This is a genomic window from Pseudomonas sp. GV105, assembly GCF_003058185.1.
GTDB classification, from domain to species: Bacteria; Pseudomonadota; Gammaproteobacteria; order Pseudomonadales; family Pseudomonadaceae; genus Aquipseudomonas; species Aquipseudomonas veronii.
On the sequence record NZ_QBUF01000001.1, the window covers coordinates 149,134 to 167,920 of the forward strand.

Below are 18,787 nucleotides of genomic sequence, written 5' to 3' on the forward strand. Positions count from 1 at the left end.
GTTGAGGTCCTCTTGAAAAAATGAACAGCGCCGTCAGATGTCGCCGAAGCCTGAGTAATGAACCGTGCCGGTGCCCTGATGTTTGATTTCCACGACCTCGACCTGAGCGTGCGGGTCGGCGAAGTTGCGCGCCCGCATACGCAGGCCGCCCAGGCTGTCCATTGCCGAACTGCAGTAGAAACCCTTGACCTGTTTGACGCGCTCCGAGGCCGCGTTCAAACCGGTTTCCGCGCGCTGTAAAAATTCGGCCATGGGATACGTGCAACCTTCCTGGAGGTGCTCGTAGATGGTCGTTGACGGTGAATAGGTGTTGCTTTCCTGGCCATCGGGCCAGCGCAGGCGAATGTTCACGGCGGGCATGTCAGTGCTCCTTTAACAAAACGGGGTGAGCGAATTCGCGATAGCTGAATCCGGTAAAAGCGTGGCTGGCCAAGTTCCAGAACTCGACCTGTTCCTGGCCTTGAATCACTTGCAGCCGGGCGCTGTCATCGACCTCGCCGATGCAGGCGCAGTGAATGCCTTGAGCGGCGAACGCAGCCTCCACGGCGGCGAGGTTTTCGCGCTCAAGCGTGAGCAGGAAGCCGTAACTGGGGAACGCTTGCAGCCAGCGCTCCATCGGCGTGTCAACCGGGATGGGCAGCGCTTCAAGGTGAACCCGCGCCCCGCAGTGGGTGGGTTCGAGCAGCATCAGCAGGGTGCCTAGAATCCCGGCGTTGCTGATGTCCTTGGCCGCCAGCAGCAGGCCGGCTTCGGCCAGGCGTGGGATCACCTCGAGTTTCTCGCGCAAACGAGCGGCGGGCACGTTCTCGAAGGCTTTCCAATAGGGCGCGTTACCGTGCCACTGGCCATCCAGGTCCACCGCCATGACGATGAGTTGGCCTGGCGCGACGTGCAGGGTCGAGAGCAGATTGCGCGCCCAGCCCGTGATGGCGACTGCCAGCGCCACAGGATTGCCGGCCGCCAGGCTGGTATGACCGCCGGCCATGATCAGGCCGTAGGCCGCGCAGGCGTCACGGATACCGGCCAACAGGCTGTCGGTGGCCTGTTGGTCATGGTGCCAATAGGCATTGACCACGGCAGTGGCGCGCCCCCCCATGGCCGTGATGTCGCTGACATTGGCCATAACGGCCGACCAACCGGCGAACCACGGCGCCTGTTCGACAAACGCCGGGATCATGCCTTCGATGGCCAGCAGTTGGTACTGATCGCCGCAGCGGATAGCCGCAGTGTCATCACCGGGCAACGCGTACAGGTCGTCGCCGCTGGCGCCCTGGCTCGGCTGTGCCGCTGCCGCCTGGCCGATGGCTTGCTTGGCCAGCATGGCCGGTGAGTTGCGCAGTGCCGCGAGCAGATCGTGCAGGGTGGTCTGCGGGTCAGCCATGCCGCACCACCTTGCGTGGCGGCAGTGCCACGTTGCGAGGCATGAAGGGGTAGCAGTCCAGTTGGGCCTGCATCAGGCAGTGCGCGTGTCCGAACACATCGATTGCTTGTAAGGTTTGCCAGTGCAGGCCCAGGAAGTAGCCCTCGTTGGCCTGTTGCACGGTGGCCAGAAAGGTGTGGCAGCCCAGGTCGATCGCACGCGACACCGCCTCATTGATCAGGGCCTTGCCGATCATGCCGTGGCGTCGGTAAGCGCGCTCCACGCACAAACGTCCGCCGTACCAGACGCCCGGTTCGGTTTCATAGATGCGTACCGCGCCGACCACCCGTTCGGGCATGCCGCAGTGATGCGCCACGGCAACGATCGGAATCGCCTGAAAGTCTTTTTCGTCGCGGTCCTGAGCCAGTAATTGCTGCTCGTCGGAAAACACCGCGCGGCGTAATGTGTAGTAGTCCTGACGCTCCCATGTGGCCAGTGCGGGCTTGACCAGCAGGTCATCGGCGAGGAAGTCGGCGAACGTATCGTCGATCAGGGCAAAGGTCTGTGTTGGCATGCTGACGGCTCCCGTTACTCGTGATGTTTCAGGGCCGAGCACGCGCCGCATTTGGCGCAGCCGGCGTTGATGTTCTCCGAGTGCAGGCCGTGCTTGCGCAGGCTGGCACCGATGCGCGGGTAGAGCCGCTGCATGAAGGCGCTGTCGGGCTTGGGGTGATGGGCCAGCGGGGTACCGTCGATGGGCACGAACGGCACAACGAACGGGTAAACGCCGGCGTGGGCGAGGCGCTCGCTCATCTGCACAATCGCCTCTTCGCTGTCGCCCAGCCCGGCCAGGATGTAGGTACTCACCTGGCCGCGCCCGAACACGTTGACGGCGGCTTCGAAGGCGCTGAAATAGCGCTCCAGCGGCACTTGGGCCTTGCCCGGCATGATGCGTTGGCGCACGGCATCAGTGACCGCCTCCAGATGCATGCCCAGCGATACCACGCCACTGTCCTTGAGCCGCATGAACCAGGCATCGTCATCCGGCGGTTCGCACTGGGCCTGGATCGGCAGGTCGACAGCGGCGGTGACGGCCGCCGCCGACTCGCACAGAATGGCGGCGCCGCGATCGGATGTCAGCGGCGTGCCCGTGGTCATGACCATATGCTTGACGCCATCGAGCTCCACCGCGGCCTTGGCCACTTGCGCCAATTGCGCCGGGCGTTTGCGGGCGATGGTTTTGCCCGATGCCAGGGAATGGCCGATGGCGCAGAACTGGCAGGCCGTGGCGGCCTCGTTCATGCGAATGCAGTGCTGTAGAACGGTCGTGGCCAGCACATCCTTGCTGTGCAGGGTGGCGATTTTCCAGTAGGGCGTGCCGTCTTCGGTGTTCAGGGCGTAGAAGTTGGGGATGCCCGGCAACTGCACCTGGCCCACCTGCAGCCCTTCGCGAAAGATCAGCGCTTGAGCTCCCGACGCATCAGGCACGGCGGAGTAGGGGGAGTTTTGCGACGCATGGTTGAGCATCGGCACCATCGCGGTGTGTTCGCCCAGGGTCAGCGCCTTGTGGTCCGAAGGGCCTGCGCCGCCTTTGCGCGTGAGGCCGTCGGCACCTTGCCAGCGCACACCGTGGCATTGCAATGCGTTCAACAGCAGGCTGTCGGGCGAGGACGCAGTCAGATTATTCATGGAGCGCGTCCTCGACGCTTTCGCGCCGCTCTTGCACATGTGCGGTGACGCGCCGGTCAATCAATAGGCTGAGCAGCTCGGGGCGGCTGTAATGACCGACCGAGTCCATCATGCGTTTGCGTTTGTTGATCAGCGCGAAGTCGAGGTCGGCGATGATCGCGCCTTCGCCAGTGCACAGCGGTTCGCCAAGCAATTTCCCTTCTGGCGAGACAATGGCGGTGAAGCAGCCACCGGAAATCGGTTCGACGGCACAGCCGGTGTCGGCCATGATCTGCGCCTGTTGCTCGGGGTCCAGCCACGCGGTGGCGTTGACCACGAAACAACCGGACTCCAGCGCATGGTGGCGGATGGTGACTTCGATCTGGTCTGCGAAGATCTGCCCGACCAGTGAGCCTGGGAACATCGCAGCATGGATTTGCTCGCCGTCGGCCATCAGCGCATAACGCGCCAGCGGGTTGTAATGTTCCCAGCAGGCCAGCGCGCCGATGCGACCGACCGCACTGTCGGTGGCGCGCAACCCCGAGCCATCGCCTTGCCCCCAGACCATGCGCTCGTGGTAGGTGGGGGTGATTTTGCGGCGATGCTGGATCAGCGTGCCGTCAGCGTCGAACAGCAACTGGGCGTTATAAAGCGTGCCACCATCACGCTCGTTGACGCCGATGCAGGCCACGATACCGGCTTCGCGGCACGCTGCACCTATTTGCCGAGTGACATCAGAGGGCACGATGACTGCTTGCTCAAGCAGGCGCAGATGCTCCTTGCCCATGGCGAAGGGCGGTTGCACAAAAGAAAAGTAAGGGTAGTAAGGCACCACAGTTTCCGGGAACACCGCGAACTGAACGTCCTTGCGACCCAAGTCCAGGAGCGTGTCACACAGTTTGGCGACCGTGGCTTCACGGGAATACAGCACCGGACTGAACTGAACGGCTGCGGCGCGAATAGTTGGCATGTGATGGGATCCTGTCAGGGATGATCGACGTTTCAATGGCCTTGAGCGTTCGGTGTCGGCGATGGCACGGAAGGTTGCCACCGCACGCTCCTTTCAGAAGGGGGGCGTTAAGCCGTCCAGGTATCAATGATCATGGCGCCCTCACGACGCATCAGCAGGCGCAGGTCCATCACGTCCAGCGGGTTGATGGGGCGGATACCTTCGATCAGTGCTTTCTCGGTTTGGCCATACAGGGCCTGCAAGGCGAAGCGGCAGGCGTACACCTCACCGCCTTCGGCCATGAATGCCTTGATCTGGTTGTTGACGGCCAGATGCCCAGGGAAGGCTTCGGCGCCCAGGGTCGGAAAACCGCGTTGCACGCCCAGTTGTACGCCAGGCCCGTAGAGCAGGATCTTGGTTTCGAAGCCTTTGCGCAGAAGGCGTTTGGCTTGCAGCATGTTGACCAGGCCAATGGAGCCTTCAAAGGCAATGGTGTGGAATGTCAGCAAGGCTTTTTCGCCCGGTTCGGCTTTGACGTCCTCGAAGACTTTCTCCTCGTAATTGACCAGAAAGTCACCGTCCTGATAGTGGGCAATTTCTACATTTGGCATGTCTTACTCCGCAGTGCTGAATGGCTGGCATCGACGGCCGGAATCGGCGAGTCGTCGAGAGACAGAGAGCGAAGGGCGTGCCAGGTTGTGCGTGACCTACTGAGTTATTGCTTATCTAACTGATAAATATCGATATTTATTTTTTATACGATGGGAAAAGGATCAATTGAGGTTGCGCGGAACACTACTTAATTACGTAGATGTACGAATATTCGTACTGGTTTTAACGAATATTCGTAGTTTTTGGCCGCGCCTGAACGGAGGTCTGAACCGGCTTTTTCAGGGTGAACTGGGACTGTCGGTGGGTTACGAAATTCCGTATAAGTGAGGTTGGCCAAACCTGGTAATTACGGGACTTCGTAGCATGCGTGACACTGACTCCCTCGACGGCTGGACCGACCTGGCCTACCCCTCACGTCATATGGTGTTCGAGCACTGTGCCGAAGCCATTGCGTTACTCGACCCTTATAACGACCGCTTCGTGGACTTGAACATCGCGGCCTGCCAGTTGCTCAGCTACCCGCGCCAGGAGCTGCTGGAGTTTCCCGTGAGCAAGCTGTTCGGCCACCAATTGGCGGACTTGATCGTGTTTACCCAGGCGGTCATGGACAAAGGGCGGGGCTGGACCGATGAACTCAGTTGCAATTGCAAGAGTGGCGAGCGGATCGAGCTGGAAATCTCCGCCACCCGCCTGCTGGTCAAGGGCGTACAGCAACTGATCCTGGTGCTGCGTGAAAAGAGTCAGCAGCGCTACCAGCGCGATCAGGCTGAAACCGAGCGCACCATGCGTGGTGGCCTTATCGAGTGGCGCAATATCCTGAACCTGTTTCAGGAGACCGAGCGTGACAAGCAACTACTGCTCAGTTCGGTGGGCGATGGTATCTACAGCATCGACAGCGATGGGCTGGCGACCTTCGTCAATCCAGCCGGCGCCCGCATGTTGGGCTGGGCGCCCGAAGAAATGATCGGCAAGAATATCCATCGTATCCATCACCACACGCATGCCGATGGCGCCCACTATCCGGTGGAGGACTGTCCGATCTACAAGGCCGTACATGACGGCATGGTGCACGAGGGCCGGCAAGAGGTGTTCTGGCGGCGCGATGGCACATCGTTTGCCGTGGAGTTCACCAGCACGCCGGTAATCAGTGACGGCCGCATCATCGGGGCGGTGGTGGTGTTTCGTGATATCACCGAGCGGCGCACCACCGAGTTGCAGTTGCAGAACGCGCTGGTTGAATTGAAGACCCTGAAGCAGCGACTCGAAGAGCAGAACGCGTACCTGCAGGAGGAAATTCATATTGAGCACAATTACCGCGATATCGTCGGGCAGAGCGAGCCGATTCTGAAGATCGTCCAGCAGATAGATGTGGTTGGCCCGACCGATGCCAACGTACTGATCCACGGTGAATCAGGCACAGGTAAAGAACTGATTGCCCGGGCCATTCACCAGGCCAGCAAGCGTCGGGATCAGCCGCTGATCCGGGTCAACTGTGCGGCGATTCCGGCAGAGCTGTTTGAAAGCGAATTCTTTGGCCATTTGCGTGGCGCGTTCACCGGGGCGGTACGTGATCGTGTCGGCCGCTTCGAACTGGCCAACGGCGGCACCTTGTTTCTGGATGAGATTGGCGAGATTCCCCTGGAGTTGCAGAGCAAACTCTTGCGTGTGTTGCAGGAAGGGCAGTTCGAACGGGTCGGTGAGGAACGAACCCGCAGTGTGGATGTACGGATCATTGCCGCCACCAACCGCGATTTACGTGCGGAAGTGCAGGCCAAGCGCTTTCGCGAAGACCTGTTTTTCCGGCTCAATGTATTCCCCGTTCACTCCCCGAGCCTGCGTGAGCGTCGTGCCGATGTGCCATTATTGGCCTCGCATTTTCTCCAGCTCATTGGTGCCCGCTTGAACATGCCCGGTCATCGCTTGAACAAGGGCGACATGGCGCGCCTGCAGGCTTACGAATGGCCAGGCAATATCCGCGAACTGCAAAACGTCATCGAGCGCGCGTTGATTACCGCGACCGGAGCGGAACTGAACATCGACCTGCCCAATACCGCGACGTCCACGCAGGTGGCCGCGGCGCAGGACAATGTACGGATCATGACCGAGCAGGAGTTGCGCACACTTGAGCGGGATAATTTGAGCGCCGCAATGGCGGCCTGCGGCGGCAAGATGTTCGGCAAGGACGGTGCCGCGCAGTTGCTGGGGATCAAGCCGACGACCTTGGCATCACGCTTGAAAAAAATGGCGCTCGATTGATCCAGAAAAATGCTCCGAACCTTTCGATTGGAGTAGGTGTAGTCAGAAGCAACGCAGACGTCCCCAGTTCAGCGATTTTTTTGGTAATTCTGGGGCGCACAGCCATGCCAACGCTTGAATGCCTGAGAAAAGCTTGAGGCGTCGCTGAATCCCAACCGCTCCGCAATATCTCTCATTGATAGCGAGTGACTTTCCAGAAGTTCCTTGGCCATTGCATAGCGGACCTCCATGAGCAACGAGCGAAATGAAGTACCTTCCTCGCTGAGACGACGCTTGAAGGTTCTCTCACTGGTGTTCATCAGTTTGGCCATGGATACTTGATCCGGCGGCATACTTCCGGCAATGCTGAGATACTGACGGACAATGCCCGCTGTACCTGCCTTCACACGGCGTTTTTCCAATAGCTCGCTACATTGTTGAGCACACATCAAAGCAGTCACAGGATTGGCTTGAGGGAGCTGATGTTCGAGAAACCTCAATCCGAACGCGAGGCTATTTATGCCTGTTCCAAATCGTGGATGAGCCCCTCCGAAGCTCTCTGGACTGATTTCCAGTTTTGCATGCCTGGGAAGAGGGTTGCGCAGTGTTAATCGCTCTAGCAAGAAACCGCTTCCGGCGAGCTCTCGCATGAGTACATACGCTGCTGCCATGTCTCGCGCTACCAGAAAGCGCTTAAGCTCATCCTTCAATTCGGGCTCTCCGAAACTCAGTACACCGAGCTCTCCATCTCGGTGAAAGGAGATCAACGTGAAGGCATAAGTCAGTGGTAAAAAGCGCAACGCCAGAGTCATCGCATCGCCTAAGGTCGCGCTGCTGATAAGACCAAATCCCCACAGACCATAGGTGGAAAAGCTGTAACGCAAACCGGCCTGGAATCCCAGCGTCTCCGGTAACAACGAAGACTGACACAAGTTGGATATCACGCGAAGCTCAGCCGAAGCGGATACCTGCACGTTAGGGTCCCTTAGCTGATTGAATGAGAGGCCTGTTCCTCTTAACAATGTGGCTGCACTCATACCTAGGTTATGTCCGATCTCGACGAGAAGTCGCACACTACCGACGTCGCGGGTGAAGTCCCAGAAGCTCATCAGGCAGGCTCTTTTTTAGATAGCGTAATGGCCTAAATACTAAAGCAATTGCCACTACGTGTCATTCCTTTAAATGGCGTTAATACTTGTCCTGTCATTGCGGTGTCAATGCCATCCTGACAGTCTCAGGTGCGAAATGATACTGGATGCTATTAATAACAAACCAGCCTGTCCTGATGAAACATGAAACAGAAGACTGCATTAGTGAAGTTGTGTTTTGGTATTGGTGGTGATGGCGAAAACTTCTGTGGTGATAAGTTTGTTAACTAATTGGATGGCTACCAGATTATTCGTTACTAGGTAGCTATCCTCATTGCGATATACCGACGAAGTCTGCTCGGCGCCAGGTTCGTCAAGCGAAAAAGCCACGCCGCGATGAAACCAACCGGACGATGAGGCTTGCTAAAATCTCCTTGGTCATTGGCTGCCGCCCAGATCGATTCGGCAACATTCTCGGGGGTTAATTGAACACCAAGACGCTCAATGCTGCGGGCATTCATACCCTTTATCATGTCGGTTTGCACGAAGGGCGGCATGATGTCGATCACGCGAATCCCATGACGTTGCCATTCAATGTTCAACGCTTCGGTTAATCCGCGCACGGCAAATTTTGTGCTTGAGTAAGTAGCCAATGACGCCTGGCCATAGATTGCTGCGGTCGAAGATAGATTGATAACACAAGCGCCTGGGGTGCCAATTAAATACGGCAAGGACAGATAGCAACCATTAAGCAGTCCCTTGATATTGATATCGATCACCGTGTGGTGGCGTTCAAGCGGACTGGACTCAAAAGGGCCTGAAATCAAAATGCCGGCATTGTTAAGCAACACATCCAGTCGCCCCGTGCGTCGATGGAACTCACTAAGGGCTTGACTCCATTCTTCCGGGCTGGCGACGTCGAATTGCATCGAAAGCACATTCTGTGCACCTAACTCAGCTTTCAGTTCCGCAAGCGCCGCGTTATTAATATCACCCAGCCCGACAAACCAACCGCGCTCTACAAACAATCGCGCGGCTGCTCGGCCGATTCCGCTTGCAGCACCCGTAATGAGAATGCTCTGGCGCTTCTCGATAAGAGCCGCTGTCATGAATCAAGGTCCTTGTAACAAGGCACTGGCGTATGTGTTAGCAGTCTCAGCCTCCGCACGTTCACGTGTGAATGCCTCTAGCATGCGTAATGTCCGCCCCAGCATTCAGGCGAAGTTGCAGCCCATGGCTATGGAAAACCATTTTTGGCGCAGCATTGGCCAGTCCCAGTTGGGCAAGCCGCTGCGCCATTGGATGCGTACTGTTTGAGAGCTTCAGACGAAGCGATCCTGGAAGACAGCTTCTGCCGCCACCGCGGGTGTTGATCAGCGTGCGCAGCAGCGATCCGTTGTGGTGGGAGTACAGAACCAAGTCCAGCTGCGGGGCTGGCAGGCCTATACCTAGATCTCCAGATAGCTCCACCATAGTGTCCCCGGATTCGGGATCGCTTACCGTTCCTTTAAAGCGCTTCGCCTCCAACGAAAATCCGATGGGAGTAACGAATTTAGGGTATCCCCAGATCTCTTTTCCCGCTGCGCACGCTGCTTGAGTGGTGACGGGCAAATCGATCACATGGAATCCAATCTGTTGTTTGTCCAAGGACTTATAAAGCGAAAGCAGTGGACAGTGCGGCGTCTGTACGCCGTTGGGAACACAGGCTATGGCTACACCGACCTCGTTGTAGGCAGAGATTGCTGTTTTCCTGTATTCGTAGAAGCCGACAACCACCAATGCTTTCCCCTTGGCGAATTGAACGGCAGTTACACCCGCATCCTTGAGGAAGGCATTTGCGATTTCGAACTCGACCTCAAACATGGCCATGAAATTGGAGTTGTCGAAATAAAGTATGGGTAGGTCAACATGACCTTCCGAGCTTTCGAACGGCGTCAAGGGGTACTGAAAGAATGGATCCTGGAGCAAGGTAGTCATGACTCAAACTCCAACAATAGGGTTATGTGGATTGAGCGGCAGAATCTGCTCCTGCCAATCCTCTATGAGCGATAAGCGATTTATCTGGTTGGTGCCTTCGAAAATCCGTGTCAGACGTATGTCCCGGAAAATCTTTTCGATCTTTTGTTCATGAAGACCACCATGATCAGCCAAGAGATCCATCGCCATTTCGACGACATGCTGCGCCCGGTCAGTAGCGTGGAACTTGCAAAGGGATGCATGCAACTGACGAGGTTTCCAGGCGCTCTTTGCCTCCTGCCAAACCAAGCTGCGTATGGCACGGGTTTCCGCCACCATCGTTGCAAGGTGCAGTTGCACGTCTTGGTAGTGAATGAGTTCTTTACCGCCAAGCTTGTACGTGCGTGCGAAGTCAACGGCGATCTCTGTGGCTGCACGCGCTAAGCCAACACCCATGGAGGCAACAGGCATTCGGGAGGCGTTGAGGGTTGCTCTGTTGAGTGCCCATCCTTTGCGCAATCCACCGATGACCCGGCTGTGGGGAACGAAGACGTCATTAAATTCAAGCTCGGCGGCGCCGGAAGCTCGCATCCCCATCTTAAGTTCGATACGTGGAACGCTGTAACCTGGGCTATCAGCATCGACGTAGAAGCACGTCCACGAGTCCATTCCTTCGCCGTCGAGCGCCGCAAACACGGTTGTACTCTTTGCAAGATCTCCGCCGCTGATGAAGCACTTTCGGCCATTGAGGAGGAAGCCGCCTTGTGTCGGCGTCGCTATTACGCCGGGGCGATAGCTTTCTGCGCCATGACCTTCCTCTGCATCTGACCCTGCACCGGGTTCGGTGATCGCAAATGCCACCAGATGCGGGTCACCGCTCAGGCAGCTGCGGTATACCGGGGCCAGGTGCCGCGTGATAGTTCCCAGGCTGCCGGAAAGAAGCAATGGCATGCAGCCGAGGTGATGCGCTGACAGCAATAACATCAGGCCGCCGCAAGCGCGGCTGAACTCCTCAACGACTAGCGCGCACTGCCAAATCGGCGGTTGAGTGACGGCCCCCCACGGCATGGTTCCGAGCGGTGCCGGCATAAAGTAGCTCAACCATCCGGCTTTTCCCGCCTCAACCAGAAGTCGTTGGACTACGGGTAGGCATTCACCGACCGGCAGGTGTGCTGCTAAATCCACTTCGCTGGCCAGGGGAGCAATATGCTGATCGGCGAAGAGGCGCGCGGAGCGACGAATCTTGGCCAGCGCCTTTGGCAGCCGAGCTGTATCGGTTTCCCACAAATCCCCACGAACGTAGTGGGTGAACGGTCGAGCGAGGGCTGAAAACTCGCCATACTGCCAGTGTGGCGAGAGTTGATGATTGGATGGCAGATGCCCATCAAGGTGCATATTCAGGGACATGGTTACTTCTCCATCCATGCAGCAAGGAATAAGGGGATCTCTCTCGTGCCACCGCTTTGCAACTTGAGCATGTTCAGATCGCGGACAATCTTTTCTGCCCCACACTCGCGCATGTATCCAATGCCTCCGTGCACCTGTACGACATGGTTGGCTGCCTGGCAGAGGCTTTCATGCAGCCTCGCTCGCATGGACAACACCACGCCTAAATCCAGCTCATCGAGCGGGCGCGTCAACATGCTGAGCACTGCTTCTGCGTGCTGGAGCGTCATCTCCACCTCACCGAGCATGAACTGTACGGCTGGGTGGTGATCGATACGCTTGCTTCCTTGCTTGCGAATGGCGGCATACTCGACGGCGAGGGTTTGCCCTCGCTCCAAAGCCCCCACCGCAATTGCCATCAATCCAATGCATTCAGCCTTAAGTAGGCGCTCATATATGTTTCGGGATCCTGCTGCATCAAGACTGCGGGTTTGCGCATACGCGCCCCCCTGCACGAGGTAACTCGATAACTCGTCGAAACCATGTTGAGCCTCACATCGAGTGACAACCGCCTCAGCGCTGGTACTCAGGCGCCAGACGATTTGTCCGTCACACCACTCGGGCCAAATCAGAGACTGCCAACCCTCTGCCGCGACAATAGGGCTGACGTGTCGCTGCCGACACAACCAGTCACTGAGTGTGTTTTGGTCTTCCGGCGGCATTACCGAACCCTTGATCCAACGCGCCAGGCTGTAGCGACCAAGGCCGTAGTGTCCGACGATAGATAGTGTGGAGGCGAGGAGATGCTCTTGGTTGAGCGTGAAGCCGAGCTGTTTTGCTAAGCCATGGGCCAAGCCACTGCGATGCCAGGAGAAGGCAATGCCAGGGTTGGCGCGGCCCAGATGCCTGAGCCCCCCTATGTTGAAGAACATGGTTTCGGCGGTATCGGTGTGATCCCAGATCCCAAATCCATCCTCACTGGTGGACAGGGAAATAATGCCAAGTTCGACAGCTTCTTTTGTCAGCGTCTCAAGGCACTGGGTGGAGACGGGATGTTCGGGTCGCTCCGCTGAGACCCAAACACGTTCTTTTGCGAAACGACCTACTTCATCAAGCAGAGGCAAAATATCTTCGGTGTTCATGGCTATGACATCACCACCCGCGAATTATTGTTATGGGCTGAGCGCCAGTCCGATCCTTAGGCAATCTGGATCGAATACGGCCGCTTTCAAACGTCGAACCGCCTGGTAGATAGGGCGGCCTCGGATGGGATAGAGGATAGGAACAATGGGGGGCTTTAAGGAATTATCAGGGGGGACATTTGCTTTAGAATTTAGGCCAAATTCAAGGCCTGAAGAGCAAGTCTGGATGAACGTGTAGGAGTGGGCTTGCCATACGCAAACGATTCCGATGCGGCAAGCGTTGGTGCTGTCCTCGTTGTCTGGCCCGTTGTCAGCGCTCGGCCCGGCTCGCAACGAATCAGCTTCTGCCAGCGTTCGGATATAGAGTAATGGCCAGCATGATGTGACCGTAACCGGTGTCACTGAATGAATGCAGGCCTCATCGAGGGGCAGGTTTGCCGTAGACCAGCACAGCCCCCCGATGGCCTGTTGTCATTTCATATCTCTGGCCTGCACCCACAGTACGGCGTCTTGCGACAGGGGTTTGCCTTTATAGGTTTTCGTTGTGCCGATGTTGAGCGCCGCAATGCCCCACCAGCCGGCACGGGGCAGGCCGATGGTGACGATACCTTGGGCATCCGAATACGTGCTCATGGATTTGAAGGAGGCTTGGGGGGGCGTGACATAGTCCTTCTGGCCGAAGGCGTTGTATTTGATGTCGACGGAATGGTTGAGGTATTCGATTTCGACCTCAGCGAACGGAACGGGTTTGCCGTTGGCAAGCACTACGGCGCGGAACACGCCGCCTGTCCAGTTGGCATAGGGTTTGTTCAGGGGTTGGATTTCCACCGGCGCGCCTTGCGGTTCCGACCAGTTGCCGGGTACGCCACCCACATTGACGATCAGCTTGGTGAACTGCTGGATGTAGACGTCTTCCTCAGTTTCCAGGTAGGGCTCGGGTTCGAGTACGAAGACATGGTCACCTAGCGAGCGCACCAATTCCCGCGGGATCGACGCACGATAAGCGGTCGCCTGGTTATCCCGACTCTGCCACTGCACAGGCCGCAGATATTTGCGCAGGTCGATTTTCTCCCCGCCATGGGAGCTGACGTGGTTGAAGGCGAGGGGGTGCCCCATGACCATCGTCGGCCCGGCGGAGAACGGGTGGGTGAACACCATCGCGAATTCCAGGTTGTCCGCGCGCGGCAGCGCTGTTTCTTCCACATACAGCAGCTGGAAATGGGCCTGTGCGGCGCACGCCATGCAACCGAAGGTCACGGCGGCAAGGGCTTGAAGCAGTCGTCGTTTGATCGCCATGGTCATTTTCACTTTGTAATGTCGGAGGATTGGATCGTGGCGCCATGGTTCTCTCCGCCGAGGAACACCACGGAGTAGGCGCCAGCCGGGGCTCGGAACGTAAAGCTGTTGTCTTTGTCGACAGTGCCTTCGAGCAACACCTTGTTGCTGGTGTCCTGGACATGGATTTTTCGACCCGCGGCGGAACTGCCGTCGGTGTAACCCGCCTCACACTTCACCCAGTCATCGTTCTCGATATAGCAGTCGAAAACGGGGCCGTGGGCCGAGGCGGCCTGGCAGAACAGCAGTGCAGTTGCCAGCAGTATCGGGTGGACTAGATCTAGCGATTTCATCTGGTTTCAGTCTCCATGGTCGAAGTCGATCACTGGGGCGTTGCTGCTTGAACGCCAGCCTCAGGGGAACCGGCCGGCGCGAAGGCCGCCAGCAAGGCGTCCAGGTTGAAACTCAGCAGCGCCTCGTAGTTAGCGTTGTTGGCGAGCAGGCCAGGGTTGCCGATATCCAGGATCAGCAGGCGTGCGCCCCCTTCCTCTATGGCCTGTGCAGTCTTGGCGTCAGGTGCCCACTTATGGACCACCACGCGGATATCACGCTCGCGCAGGTAGCGGGTCAGGGCGGCGCGGTCGGCGTCAGTCCAGTCGATGTCCTGACGCACAAACCAACCGTCCACATACACGCCGAACTCGCCGAACAGGTAGATCGGCTCGCTGGCCAGCGACAGCACGCGCAGGTCCGGCACCTTCAGCAGCCGGTCACCGTAGTCGGCCTTCAGTTGGCGCAGTCGGCCGTCGAGTGCGGCGAGGTTGCGCTCGATCCGGGGCGCGTCGGCCGGGGACAGGCGTGCCAGGTCGGCCGCGATCAGTGCCGACATACGCATGGCATTGACCGGGCCAAGCCAGGCGTAGGGCGACAGGCCGCCTTCGCCGTTGCGGGCGCCAGCCCAGGGAACATCGTTCGAGGGTTCGCGGGTCACGGCTACGCCGGGCTTGAAGCTGTCCCATGAGTGCGACGCATCGATCTCGACGATCCGCAGGTTGTGGCGCCGGGCCGTCGCATACAGCGGGTCTGCGCGCCACAGGCTGCTCACGGTGACCACGGCGGCGGCTTTCTGGAACACGGCCGGCTCCAGGCGTGACAGAGCGTTGGCCTGGCTTTCCATGGGCACTTCGGCGTCCAGCGGCACACGGACTACCTCTATGTGGGTGCCTTCGCCGAGCGCCGAGGTGAGTGCATACAGCGCCGGCAGAGCGACCAGAACTTGTTGCTGTCCTGCATCCGCAAACGCTGACGGCGTGCCGCCCAGCAGCAGTACCAGCAGGGCTAGCCAGGGGGACATGGATGGGGTGAACCGTGTCATACGCTGGCCCCTCTGAACTGCGGCGCGGTGCCGCGGATGAGGGTGGTTAACGCAAACACCAAGGCCGCGACGATCACGATGGCGCCGCCCGTGGGGACTGGAATATGGAACTGCATCGGTGCCAGGATGCCGACCACACAGGAAAAGGCCGCGATCACGACCGCCCACGCGACCAGGCCCGAGAGTGAGCGGCTGATGTTGCGGGCCGCGGCTGCCGGTATCAGCAACAAGGCCTCGACCAGAACGGCGCCGATGATTTTCAAGCAGGCGACCGTTACCAGGGTGACCAGCACCACGAACAGGTACTCGACGCTGCGCACCTTCACACCGCGCGCATGGGCCAGGCTCGGGTTGAGGCTGGAGAGCAACATGCCGTTGTACAGGGGTAGCCCGATCAGCGTGCAAATCACCGTCACGCCCAGCAGTACGTTCATGTCGGTGTGGTCGACGGCCAGGATCGAGCCGAACAGCACACCTTCCATCACGTGCGTGTTGATTTTCGCTGACACGAACAGCAGCAATGAAGCCCCGACCGCCAGCGAGATGGAGAGGAACACGCCGATCAGCGTGTCATTGGCCAGAGTGGTGCGGTGCTGGGTGTATTTGAGGGTCAGGGCGAACAGCAGACAGAAGCCGAACATCGAAAAGTACGGCGAGGTATAAGACTCGCCGAGCAGCACGCCAATGGCCACGCCGGTCATTGCCGCATTGCCCACGGACTGGCTGAAGAACGCCATCCGCTTGATCATCACCATTGAGCCCAGCACGCCCAGCAACGGCCCGATCAGCACTGAGCACATCAGCGCATTGATCACGAACTCGTATTCGAACGGTTGCGGTAACACATGACTCGCGGCGAGCGCCTGGAGGTGGTCGCGAATGAAGTCGTACAAGGCATTCATCGAATGGCCTCCACTCGGCTGTCGAGCTGATCGGCGGGGCCGTGAAACAGCACCCGCTGGTTGATAACGGTCACTGACTGCGCGATACGCTTGACCTGTTCGAGGTCGTGGTTGATCCACAGGATGGTCACCCCACGGCTGTTCAGCTCGGCCACCAGCGCCTCCACCAGGCGCACACCGGCCTCGTCGATCCCTGCGGTCGGTTCATCGAGGATCAGCAGCGAAGGCATCGGGCTGATCGCCTGGGCCAGCAGCACGCGCTGACGCTGGCCGCCGGACAGGCTGCCAAAGGGTTTTTTACCCATCCCCGCCATGCCGGTACGCGCCAGGGCTTCGGCATTGGCCGCCTTGGCGGCGCGGCTTGCGCCCAGAAATGCGGGCCGGCGTTGACCCAGCAAAGCCATGAGATCGTTGACCGTCATCGGCACGTTGCGGTCGAAGTCCGGCAATTGCGGGACATACCCTATGGGCGTGGTGAATTCACCCTCGAAGCGGATCGTCCCCGAATGCGGCATCTGGCCCAGCAGCGCGCGCACCAGTGAGGTCTTGCCGCCGCCGTTGGGGCCGACCAGGCAGTGCAAGGCGCCGGCTTCTATGTGCACGTTCACCTGATCGAGTACCTGCGTACCTCCCAGCCGCAGGGAGACGTTGTCGAACACAATGGCGGGGCCGCGCATCGCGTGTTCCTCCTTTAGCGCATTCATTGCTGGGTGTACTCAACGGCTTGTGCCAGGGTTTTGAGGTTCTCGCGCATCGCCACCTCGAACTCGTCGGCGCTGTAGGTATCGCCGGTGATATGGGACAGGGCGAACACCTTCACGCCGGTGGCGGCTTCGATGGGTTTGGCCAGGTCGAGGGAGAAGTTTTTCTCGGCGAACAGCACTTTGACGTTGGCCTTCCTGATCGCCTCGATGGTGTTGGCCAGTTGGCGTGCTGTCGGGGCGACGCCGTGGCGCGGCTCGATCACGGCGCTTACGAACAGGCCGAACTCCTGCATCATGTAGTCGTAGCCCGCATGGGTCGTCGCACAGCGGAACGAAGACAGGTCCAGCGCGGCGAAGCGCGTCATGAAGCCTGCGCGTAGCTCGCGGATACGGCCGGCATACGCCAGGGCGTTTTTTCGATACGCAGCAGCGTTGTCCGGGTCCAGCTCTCCCAGCCGGCGAGCGATCTCGAACACCTGCTGGATCGCCGCCGTGGTGGACACGAAGGTGTGCGGGTTGACCACCTTGACCCCTTTCTGGTCGCCACCGATGGGAATCAGCGCCACCGTGGCATTCGCCTGGATAATCGGCAGTGTTTGCGTGCGGCCGGCGGCCTTGATGATCTGGAAGGCCCATTCATCGTGGCCGATGCCGTTGACCACCAGCACATCGATATTCATCGCGCGGGTGATGTCATCGGGCTGCGGCTGGTAGTTGTGCGGGTTGGCCTCTGCCGGGATCAGCGCAATGACCTCTGCCCGATCACCCACGATATTGGCCACGAAGCTGTAGTAGGGATGCAGGGTGATGCCGATCCTGAGTTTCTTTGCCGAGGCGAAGGCCGGGCCGGCGAGCGTGATGGCGAATATCAGCACCAACAGCGCGATACAACGGTGCCACAAGGCGCGTTGTTTCATAGAAACAGTCATTGCTGGGTTCCTTTTACGCGTTCGATTTCGCTGGCGCCGTCGTAAGGGATGACTTGGCGCCAACCCTCGCCGACCAGGGATTCGGGCTTGACGATGGCGGGGTAGGGCGCGTTCGGGTCTCGGTGGACCCAAATCGTCGCTTGGTTGGCCCACATCACCCCGGCATGGGCGTGACCGATGATCAGCAAATAGGCGCTCTGGCCCGGTGCATGGCCGCCAGAGCCGTAGTACACCGTTGCACCTTGCCCCAGGGTGGCCTGGGACACGGCGTTGACGGTCTGGTCCGCCGCAGTGGCATCGTCGTCGCCACCCTTATGAGCCAGGTGGGAGCCAGGCAGGATCAATTGCCAGTGCACCTCGCCATTGGCTTTCCAGAAGGCATCCCGGTAGAAGGGCGGCAGCAACAGCTCCTGCGCACGCTCTAGGGTGATCCAGCCGCCGGTATCGTTGTTGGTCCAGATGATTTCTTCACCGGCCGGTAACAACGCGCTGTGGATGGCCTGATCGACCGCGCCCAAGCCATCGAAGGAACGCACCTGCCAGCTCAACGGGGTAGGCGGGCCAACTCTTTCGGGGCGCAGCAGCACATAACCGGCCACGCCGGCGATGACGGTCAGAGTCGCCAGCATCAACGCCAGCGACTCCCATCCGCTGGAGCGTGGGCGCACCCGCGTGACGGCAATGGTCGGGCGCGCCATCAGAGAAACGCGATCCAGCGGCCCAGAAAGACCACTCCCGCCCACAACAGCAACGAGCTGAAGCCGGCGATACGCGCCTGACGGGGAGGCGGCAGCGTCGTGTCCCATTCGGCAATCCGGCGAAAGGCGCCCAGGTGGAAAATCGCCATGTTGATCCCGGCCAGCATCAACAGGCCCATCTTGAAAAGGAACGCGGTGTTCTGCACATAGGTCGTGCCATTGGCGCAGAACATCAGCAGGCCAGTGATGACACAGGTCACGAACGCGACCCAGGTGTACGGCAGCAAATCCTGGGTCAGCTTCAGCGCGCCGCGCCGGTGGGCGGCCACGCCCAGCAGACGCAGGTCGACCACCGCGATGCTGCCGTAGACGATGGCGATGCCGATCACATGTACCGACTCCAGCATCGGGAACGCCGAGCCTGACTCGCGAATGAACGTTGCGACTGGAGTGTCCTGGACGGCTTGCAGCAGAGGTTGAATATTCATGGCGAATACCTGAGAACTTG

General features: G+C 59.0%; 20 protein-coding genes. 1 reads left to right on the forward strand and 19 read right to left on the reverse strand.

Translation table 11 applies throughout. The features are described 5' to 3' along the window. Positions 1 to 33: 33 nt before the first annotated feature. The 6 genes from C8K66_RS00695 to C8K66_RS00720 form a co-directional block, all read right to left on the reverse strand. Positions 34 to 360 carry an MSMEG_0570 family nitrogen starvation response protein gene (locus tag C8K66_RS00695; protein WP_046383292.1) on the reverse strand — a complete coding sequence of 109 codons (327 nt, stop codon included), beginning with the start codon at positions 358 to 360 and terminating at the stop codon, positions 34 to 36. Between the two features lies 1 nt (position 361). Continuing rightward, complete coding sequence (locus C8K66_RS00700) at positions 362 to 1,381, reverse strand: sll0787 family AIR synthase-like protein (RefSeq protein WP_046383293.1); 1,020 nt, start codon at positions 1,379 to 1,381, stop codon at positions 362 to 364. Next, positions 1,374 to 1,934 carry an MSMEG_0567/Sll0786 family nitrogen starvation N-acetyltransferase gene (locus C8K66_RS00705; RefSeq protein ID WP_046383294.1) on the reverse strand — a complete coding sequence of 187 codons (561 nt, stop codon included), beginning with the start codon at positions 1,932 to 1,934 and terminating at the stop codon, positions 1,374 to 1,376. Before C8K66_RS00705 ends, C8K66_RS00700 begins: the two co-directional genes overlap by 8 nt. A gap of 14 nt (positions 1,935 to 1,948) precedes the next feature. After that, on the reverse strand, positions 1,949 to 3,049 hold the full coding sequence (locus C8K66_RS00710) for an MSMEG_0568 family radical SAM protein (protein WP_046383295.1): 1,101 nt from the start codon (positions 3,047 to 3,049) through the stop codon (positions 1,949 to 1,951). Further along, positions 3,042 to 3,998, reverse strand: coding sequence for a Nit6803 family nitrilase (locus tag C8K66_RS00715; RefSeq protein ID WP_046383296.1), 957 nt, complete (start codon positions 3,996 to 3,998; stop codon positions 3,042 to 3,044). Before C8K66_RS00715 ends, C8K66_RS00710 begins: the two co-directional genes overlap by 8 nt. 107 nt (positions 3,999 to 4,105) lie before the next feature. Continuing rightward, entirely contained in the window at positions 4,106 to 4,588 is a 483-nt protein-coding gene (locus tag C8K66_RS00720; protein ID WP_039012830.1) for an MSMEG_0572/Sll0783 family nitrogen starvation response protein, read from the reverse strand. A 364-nt stretch (positions 4,589 to 4,952) separates the two neighbouring features. Here C8K66_RS00720 and C8K66_RS00725 point away from each other — a divergent pair, with 364 nt between their 5' ends. Then, positions 4,953 to 6,845 (forward strand): sigma 54-interacting transcriptional regulator, encoded by a 1,893-nt coding sequence (locus C8K66_RS00725; protein WP_108524031.1) that lies wholly within the window; start codon positions 4,953 to 4,955, stop codon positions 6,843 to 6,845. A gap of 68 nt (positions 6,846 to 6,913) precedes the next feature. Here C8K66_RS00725 and C8K66_RS00730 read toward each other — a convergent pair whose 3' ends face one another. The 13 genes from C8K66_RS00730 to C8K66_RS00790 all read right to left on the reverse strand — a co-directional run bounded on the left by C8K66_RS00730 (position 6,914) and on the right by C8K66_RS00790 (position 18,767). Further along, positions 6,914 to 7,933 carry an AraC family transcriptional regulator gene (locus tag C8K66_RS00730; protein ID WP_108524032.1) on the reverse strand — a complete coding sequence of 340 codons (1,020 nt, stop codon included), beginning with the start codon at positions 7,931 to 7,933 and terminating at the stop codon, positions 6,914 to 6,916. A 296-nt stretch (positions 7,934 to 8,229) separates the two neighbouring features. After that, a complete protein-coding gene (locus C8K66_RS00735) occupies positions 8,230 to 9,021 on the reverse strand; it encodes an SDR family oxidoreductase (protein ID WP_046383299.1) in 792 nt (263 codons plus the stop codon). 61 nt (positions 9,022 to 9,082) lie between these two features. Beyond that, on the reverse strand, positions 9,083 to 9,889 hold the full coding sequence (locus C8K66_RS00740) for an acetoacetate decarboxylase family protein (RefSeq protein WP_046383300.1): 807 nt from the start codon (positions 9,887 to 9,889) through the stop codon (positions 9,083 to 9,085). Positions 9,890 to 9,892: 3 nt separating this feature from the next. After that, positions 9,893 to 11,275 carry an acyl-CoA dehydrogenase family protein gene (locus C8K66_RS00745; protein WP_108524033.1) on the reverse strand — a complete coding sequence of 461 codons (1,383 nt, stop codon included), beginning with the start codon at positions 11,273 to 11,275 and terminating at the stop codon, positions 9,893 to 9,895. Positions 11,276 to 11,277: 2 nt separating this feature from the next. Beyond that, complete coding sequence (locus C8K66_RS00750) at positions 11,278 to 12,396, reverse strand: acyl-CoA dehydrogenase family protein (protein WP_108524034.1); 1,119 nt, start codon at positions 12,394 to 12,396, stop codon at positions 11,278 to 11,280. Between the two features lie 471 nt (positions 12,397 to 12,867). Continuing rightward, complete coding sequence (locus C8K66_RS00755; protein ID WP_241561577.1) at positions 12,868 to 13,698, reverse strand: DUF4198 domain-containing protein; 831 nt, start codon at positions 13,696 to 13,698, stop codon at positions 12,868 to 12,870. Positions 13,699 to 13,700: 2 nt separating this feature from the next. Beyond that, positions 13,701 to 14,024 (reverse strand): hypothetical protein, encoded by a 324-nt coding sequence (locus C8K66_RS00760; protein WP_046383303.1) that lies wholly within the window; start codon positions 14,022 to 14,024, stop codon positions 13,701 to 13,703. A gap of 29 nt (positions 14,025 to 14,053) precedes the next feature. Beyond that, positions 14,054 to 15,025, reverse strand: coding sequence for a metal ABC transporter substrate-binding protein (locus tag C8K66_RS00765; RefSeq protein WP_236255114.1), 972 nt, complete (start codon positions 15,023 to 15,025; stop codon positions 14,054 to 14,056). A gap of 17 nt (positions 15,026 to 15,042) precedes the next feature. Beyond that, positions 15,043 to 15,948 carry a metal ABC transporter permease gene (locus C8K66_RS00770; protein WP_046383304.1) on the reverse strand — a complete coding sequence of 302 codons (906 nt, stop codon included), beginning with the start codon at positions 15,946 to 15,948 and terminating at the stop codon, positions 15,043 to 15,045. Further along, positions 15,945 to 16,625, reverse strand: a complete 681-nt coding sequence (locus C8K66_RS00775; RefSeq protein WP_052735786.1) for a metal ABC transporter ATP-binding protein — start codon at positions 16,623 to 16,625, stop codon at positions 15,945 to 15,947. The genes C8K66_RS00770 and C8K66_RS00775 overlap by 4 nt, the downstream gene beginning before the upstream one ends. Before the next feature lie 23 nt (positions 16,626 to 16,648). Next, positions 16,649 to 17,581 carry a metal ABC transporter solute-binding protein, Zn/Mn family gene (locus C8K66_RS00780; protein WP_108524035.1) on the reverse strand — a complete coding sequence of 311 codons (933 nt, stop codon included), beginning with the start codon at positions 17,579 to 17,581 and terminating at the stop codon, positions 16,649 to 16,651. Continuing rightward, positions 17,578 to 18,279, reverse strand: a complete 702-nt coding sequence (locus C8K66_RS00785; protein WP_108524036.1) for a DUF6162 family protein — start codon at positions 18,277 to 18,279, stop codon at positions 17,578 to 17,580. Before C8K66_RS00785 ends, C8K66_RS00780 begins: the two co-directional genes overlap by 4 nt. Next, on the reverse strand, positions 18,279 to 18,767 hold the full coding sequence (locus C8K66_RS00790; protein WP_108524037.1) for a DUF6644 family protein: 489 nt from the start codon (positions 18,765 to 18,767) through the stop codon (positions 18,279 to 18,281). Before C8K66_RS00790 ends, C8K66_RS00785 begins: the two co-directional genes overlap by 1 nt. Between the last annotated feature and the right edge of the window lie 20 nt (positions 18,768 to 18,787).

Excerpts from the sequence above, each read along its gene's own strand:
- C8K66_RS00695 (WP_046383292.1), bottom strand. The coding sequence starts at position 360 with ATGCCCGCCGTGAACATTCGCCTGCGCTGGCCCGATGGCCAGGAAAGC.
- C8K66_RS00700 (WP_046383293.1), bottom strand. The coding sequence starts at position 1,381 with ATGGCTGACCCGCAGACCACCCTGCACGATCTGCTCGCGGCACTGCGC.
- C8K66_RS00705 (WP_046383294.1), bottom strand. The coding sequence starts at position 1,934 with ATGCCAACACAGACCTTTGCCCTGATCGACGATACGTTCGCCGACTTC.
- C8K66_RS00710 (WP_046383295.1), bottom strand. The coding sequence starts at position 3,049 with ATGAATAATCTGACTGCGTCCTCGCCCGACAGCCTGCTGTTGAACGCA.
- C8K66_RS00715 (WP_046383296.1), bottom strand. The coding sequence starts at position 3,998 with ATGCCAACTATTCGCGCCGCAGCCGTTCAGTTCAGTCCGGTGCTGTAT.
- C8K66_RS00720 (WP_039012830.1), bottom strand. The coding sequence starts at position 4,588 with ATGCCAAATGTAGAAATTGCCCACTATCAGGACGGTGACTTTCTGGTC.
- C8K66_RS00725 (WP_108524031.1), top strand. The coding sequence starts at position 4,953 with ATGCGTGACACTGACTCCCTCGACGGCTGGACCGACCTGGCCTACCCC.
- C8K66_RS00730 (WP_108524032.1), bottom strand. The coding sequence starts at position 7,933 with ATGAGCTTCTGGGACTTCACCCGCGACGTCGGTAGTGTGCGACTTCTC.
- C8K66_RS00735 (WP_046383299.1), bottom strand. The coding sequence starts at position 9,021 with ATGACAGCGGCTCTTATCGAGAAGCGCCAGAGCATTCTCATTACGGGT.
- C8K66_RS00740 (WP_046383300.1), bottom strand. The coding sequence starts at position 9,889 with ATGACTACCTTGCTCCAGGATCCATTCTTTCAGTACCCCTTGACGCCG.
- C8K66_RS00745 (WP_108524033.1), bottom strand. The coding sequence starts at position 11,275 with ATGTCCCTGAATATGCACCTTGATGGGCATCTGCCATCCAATCATCAA.
- C8K66_RS00750 (WP_108524034.1), bottom strand. The coding sequence starts at position 12,396 with ATGAACACCGAAGATATTTTGCCTCTGCTTGATGAAGTAGGTCGTTTC.
- C8K66_RS00755 (WP_241561577.1), bottom strand. The coding sequence starts at position 13,698 with ATGACCATGGCGATCAAACGACGACTGCTTCAAGCCCTTGCCGCCGTG.
- C8K66_RS00760 (WP_046383303.1), bottom strand. The coding sequence starts at position 14,024 with ATGAAATCGCTAGATCTAGTCCACCCGATACTGCTGGCAACTGCACTG.
- C8K66_RS00765 (WP_236255114.1), bottom strand. The coding sequence starts at position 15,025 with ATGTCCCCCTGGCTAGCCCTGCTGGTACTGCTGCTGGGCGGCACGCCG.
- C8K66_RS00770 (WP_046383304.1), bottom strand. The coding sequence starts at position 15,948 with ATGAATGCCTTGTACGACTTCATTCGCGACCACCTCCAGGCGCTCGCC.
- C8K66_RS00775 (WP_052735786.1), bottom strand. The coding sequence starts at position 16,625 with ATGCGCGGCCCCGCCATTGTGTTCGACAACGTCTCCCTGCGGCTGGGA.
- C8K66_RS00780 (WP_108524035.1), bottom strand. The coding sequence starts at position 17,581 with ATGACTGTTTCTATGAAACAACGCGCCTTGTGGCACCGTTGTATCGCG.
- C8K66_RS00785 (WP_108524036.1), bottom strand. The coding sequence starts at position 18,279 with ATGGCGCGCCCGACCATTGCCGTCACGCGGGTGCGCCCACGCTCCAGC.
- C8K66_RS00790 (WP_108524037.1), bottom strand. The coding sequence starts at position 18,767 with ATGAATATTCAACCTCTGCTGCAAGCCGTCCAGGACACTCCAGTCGCA.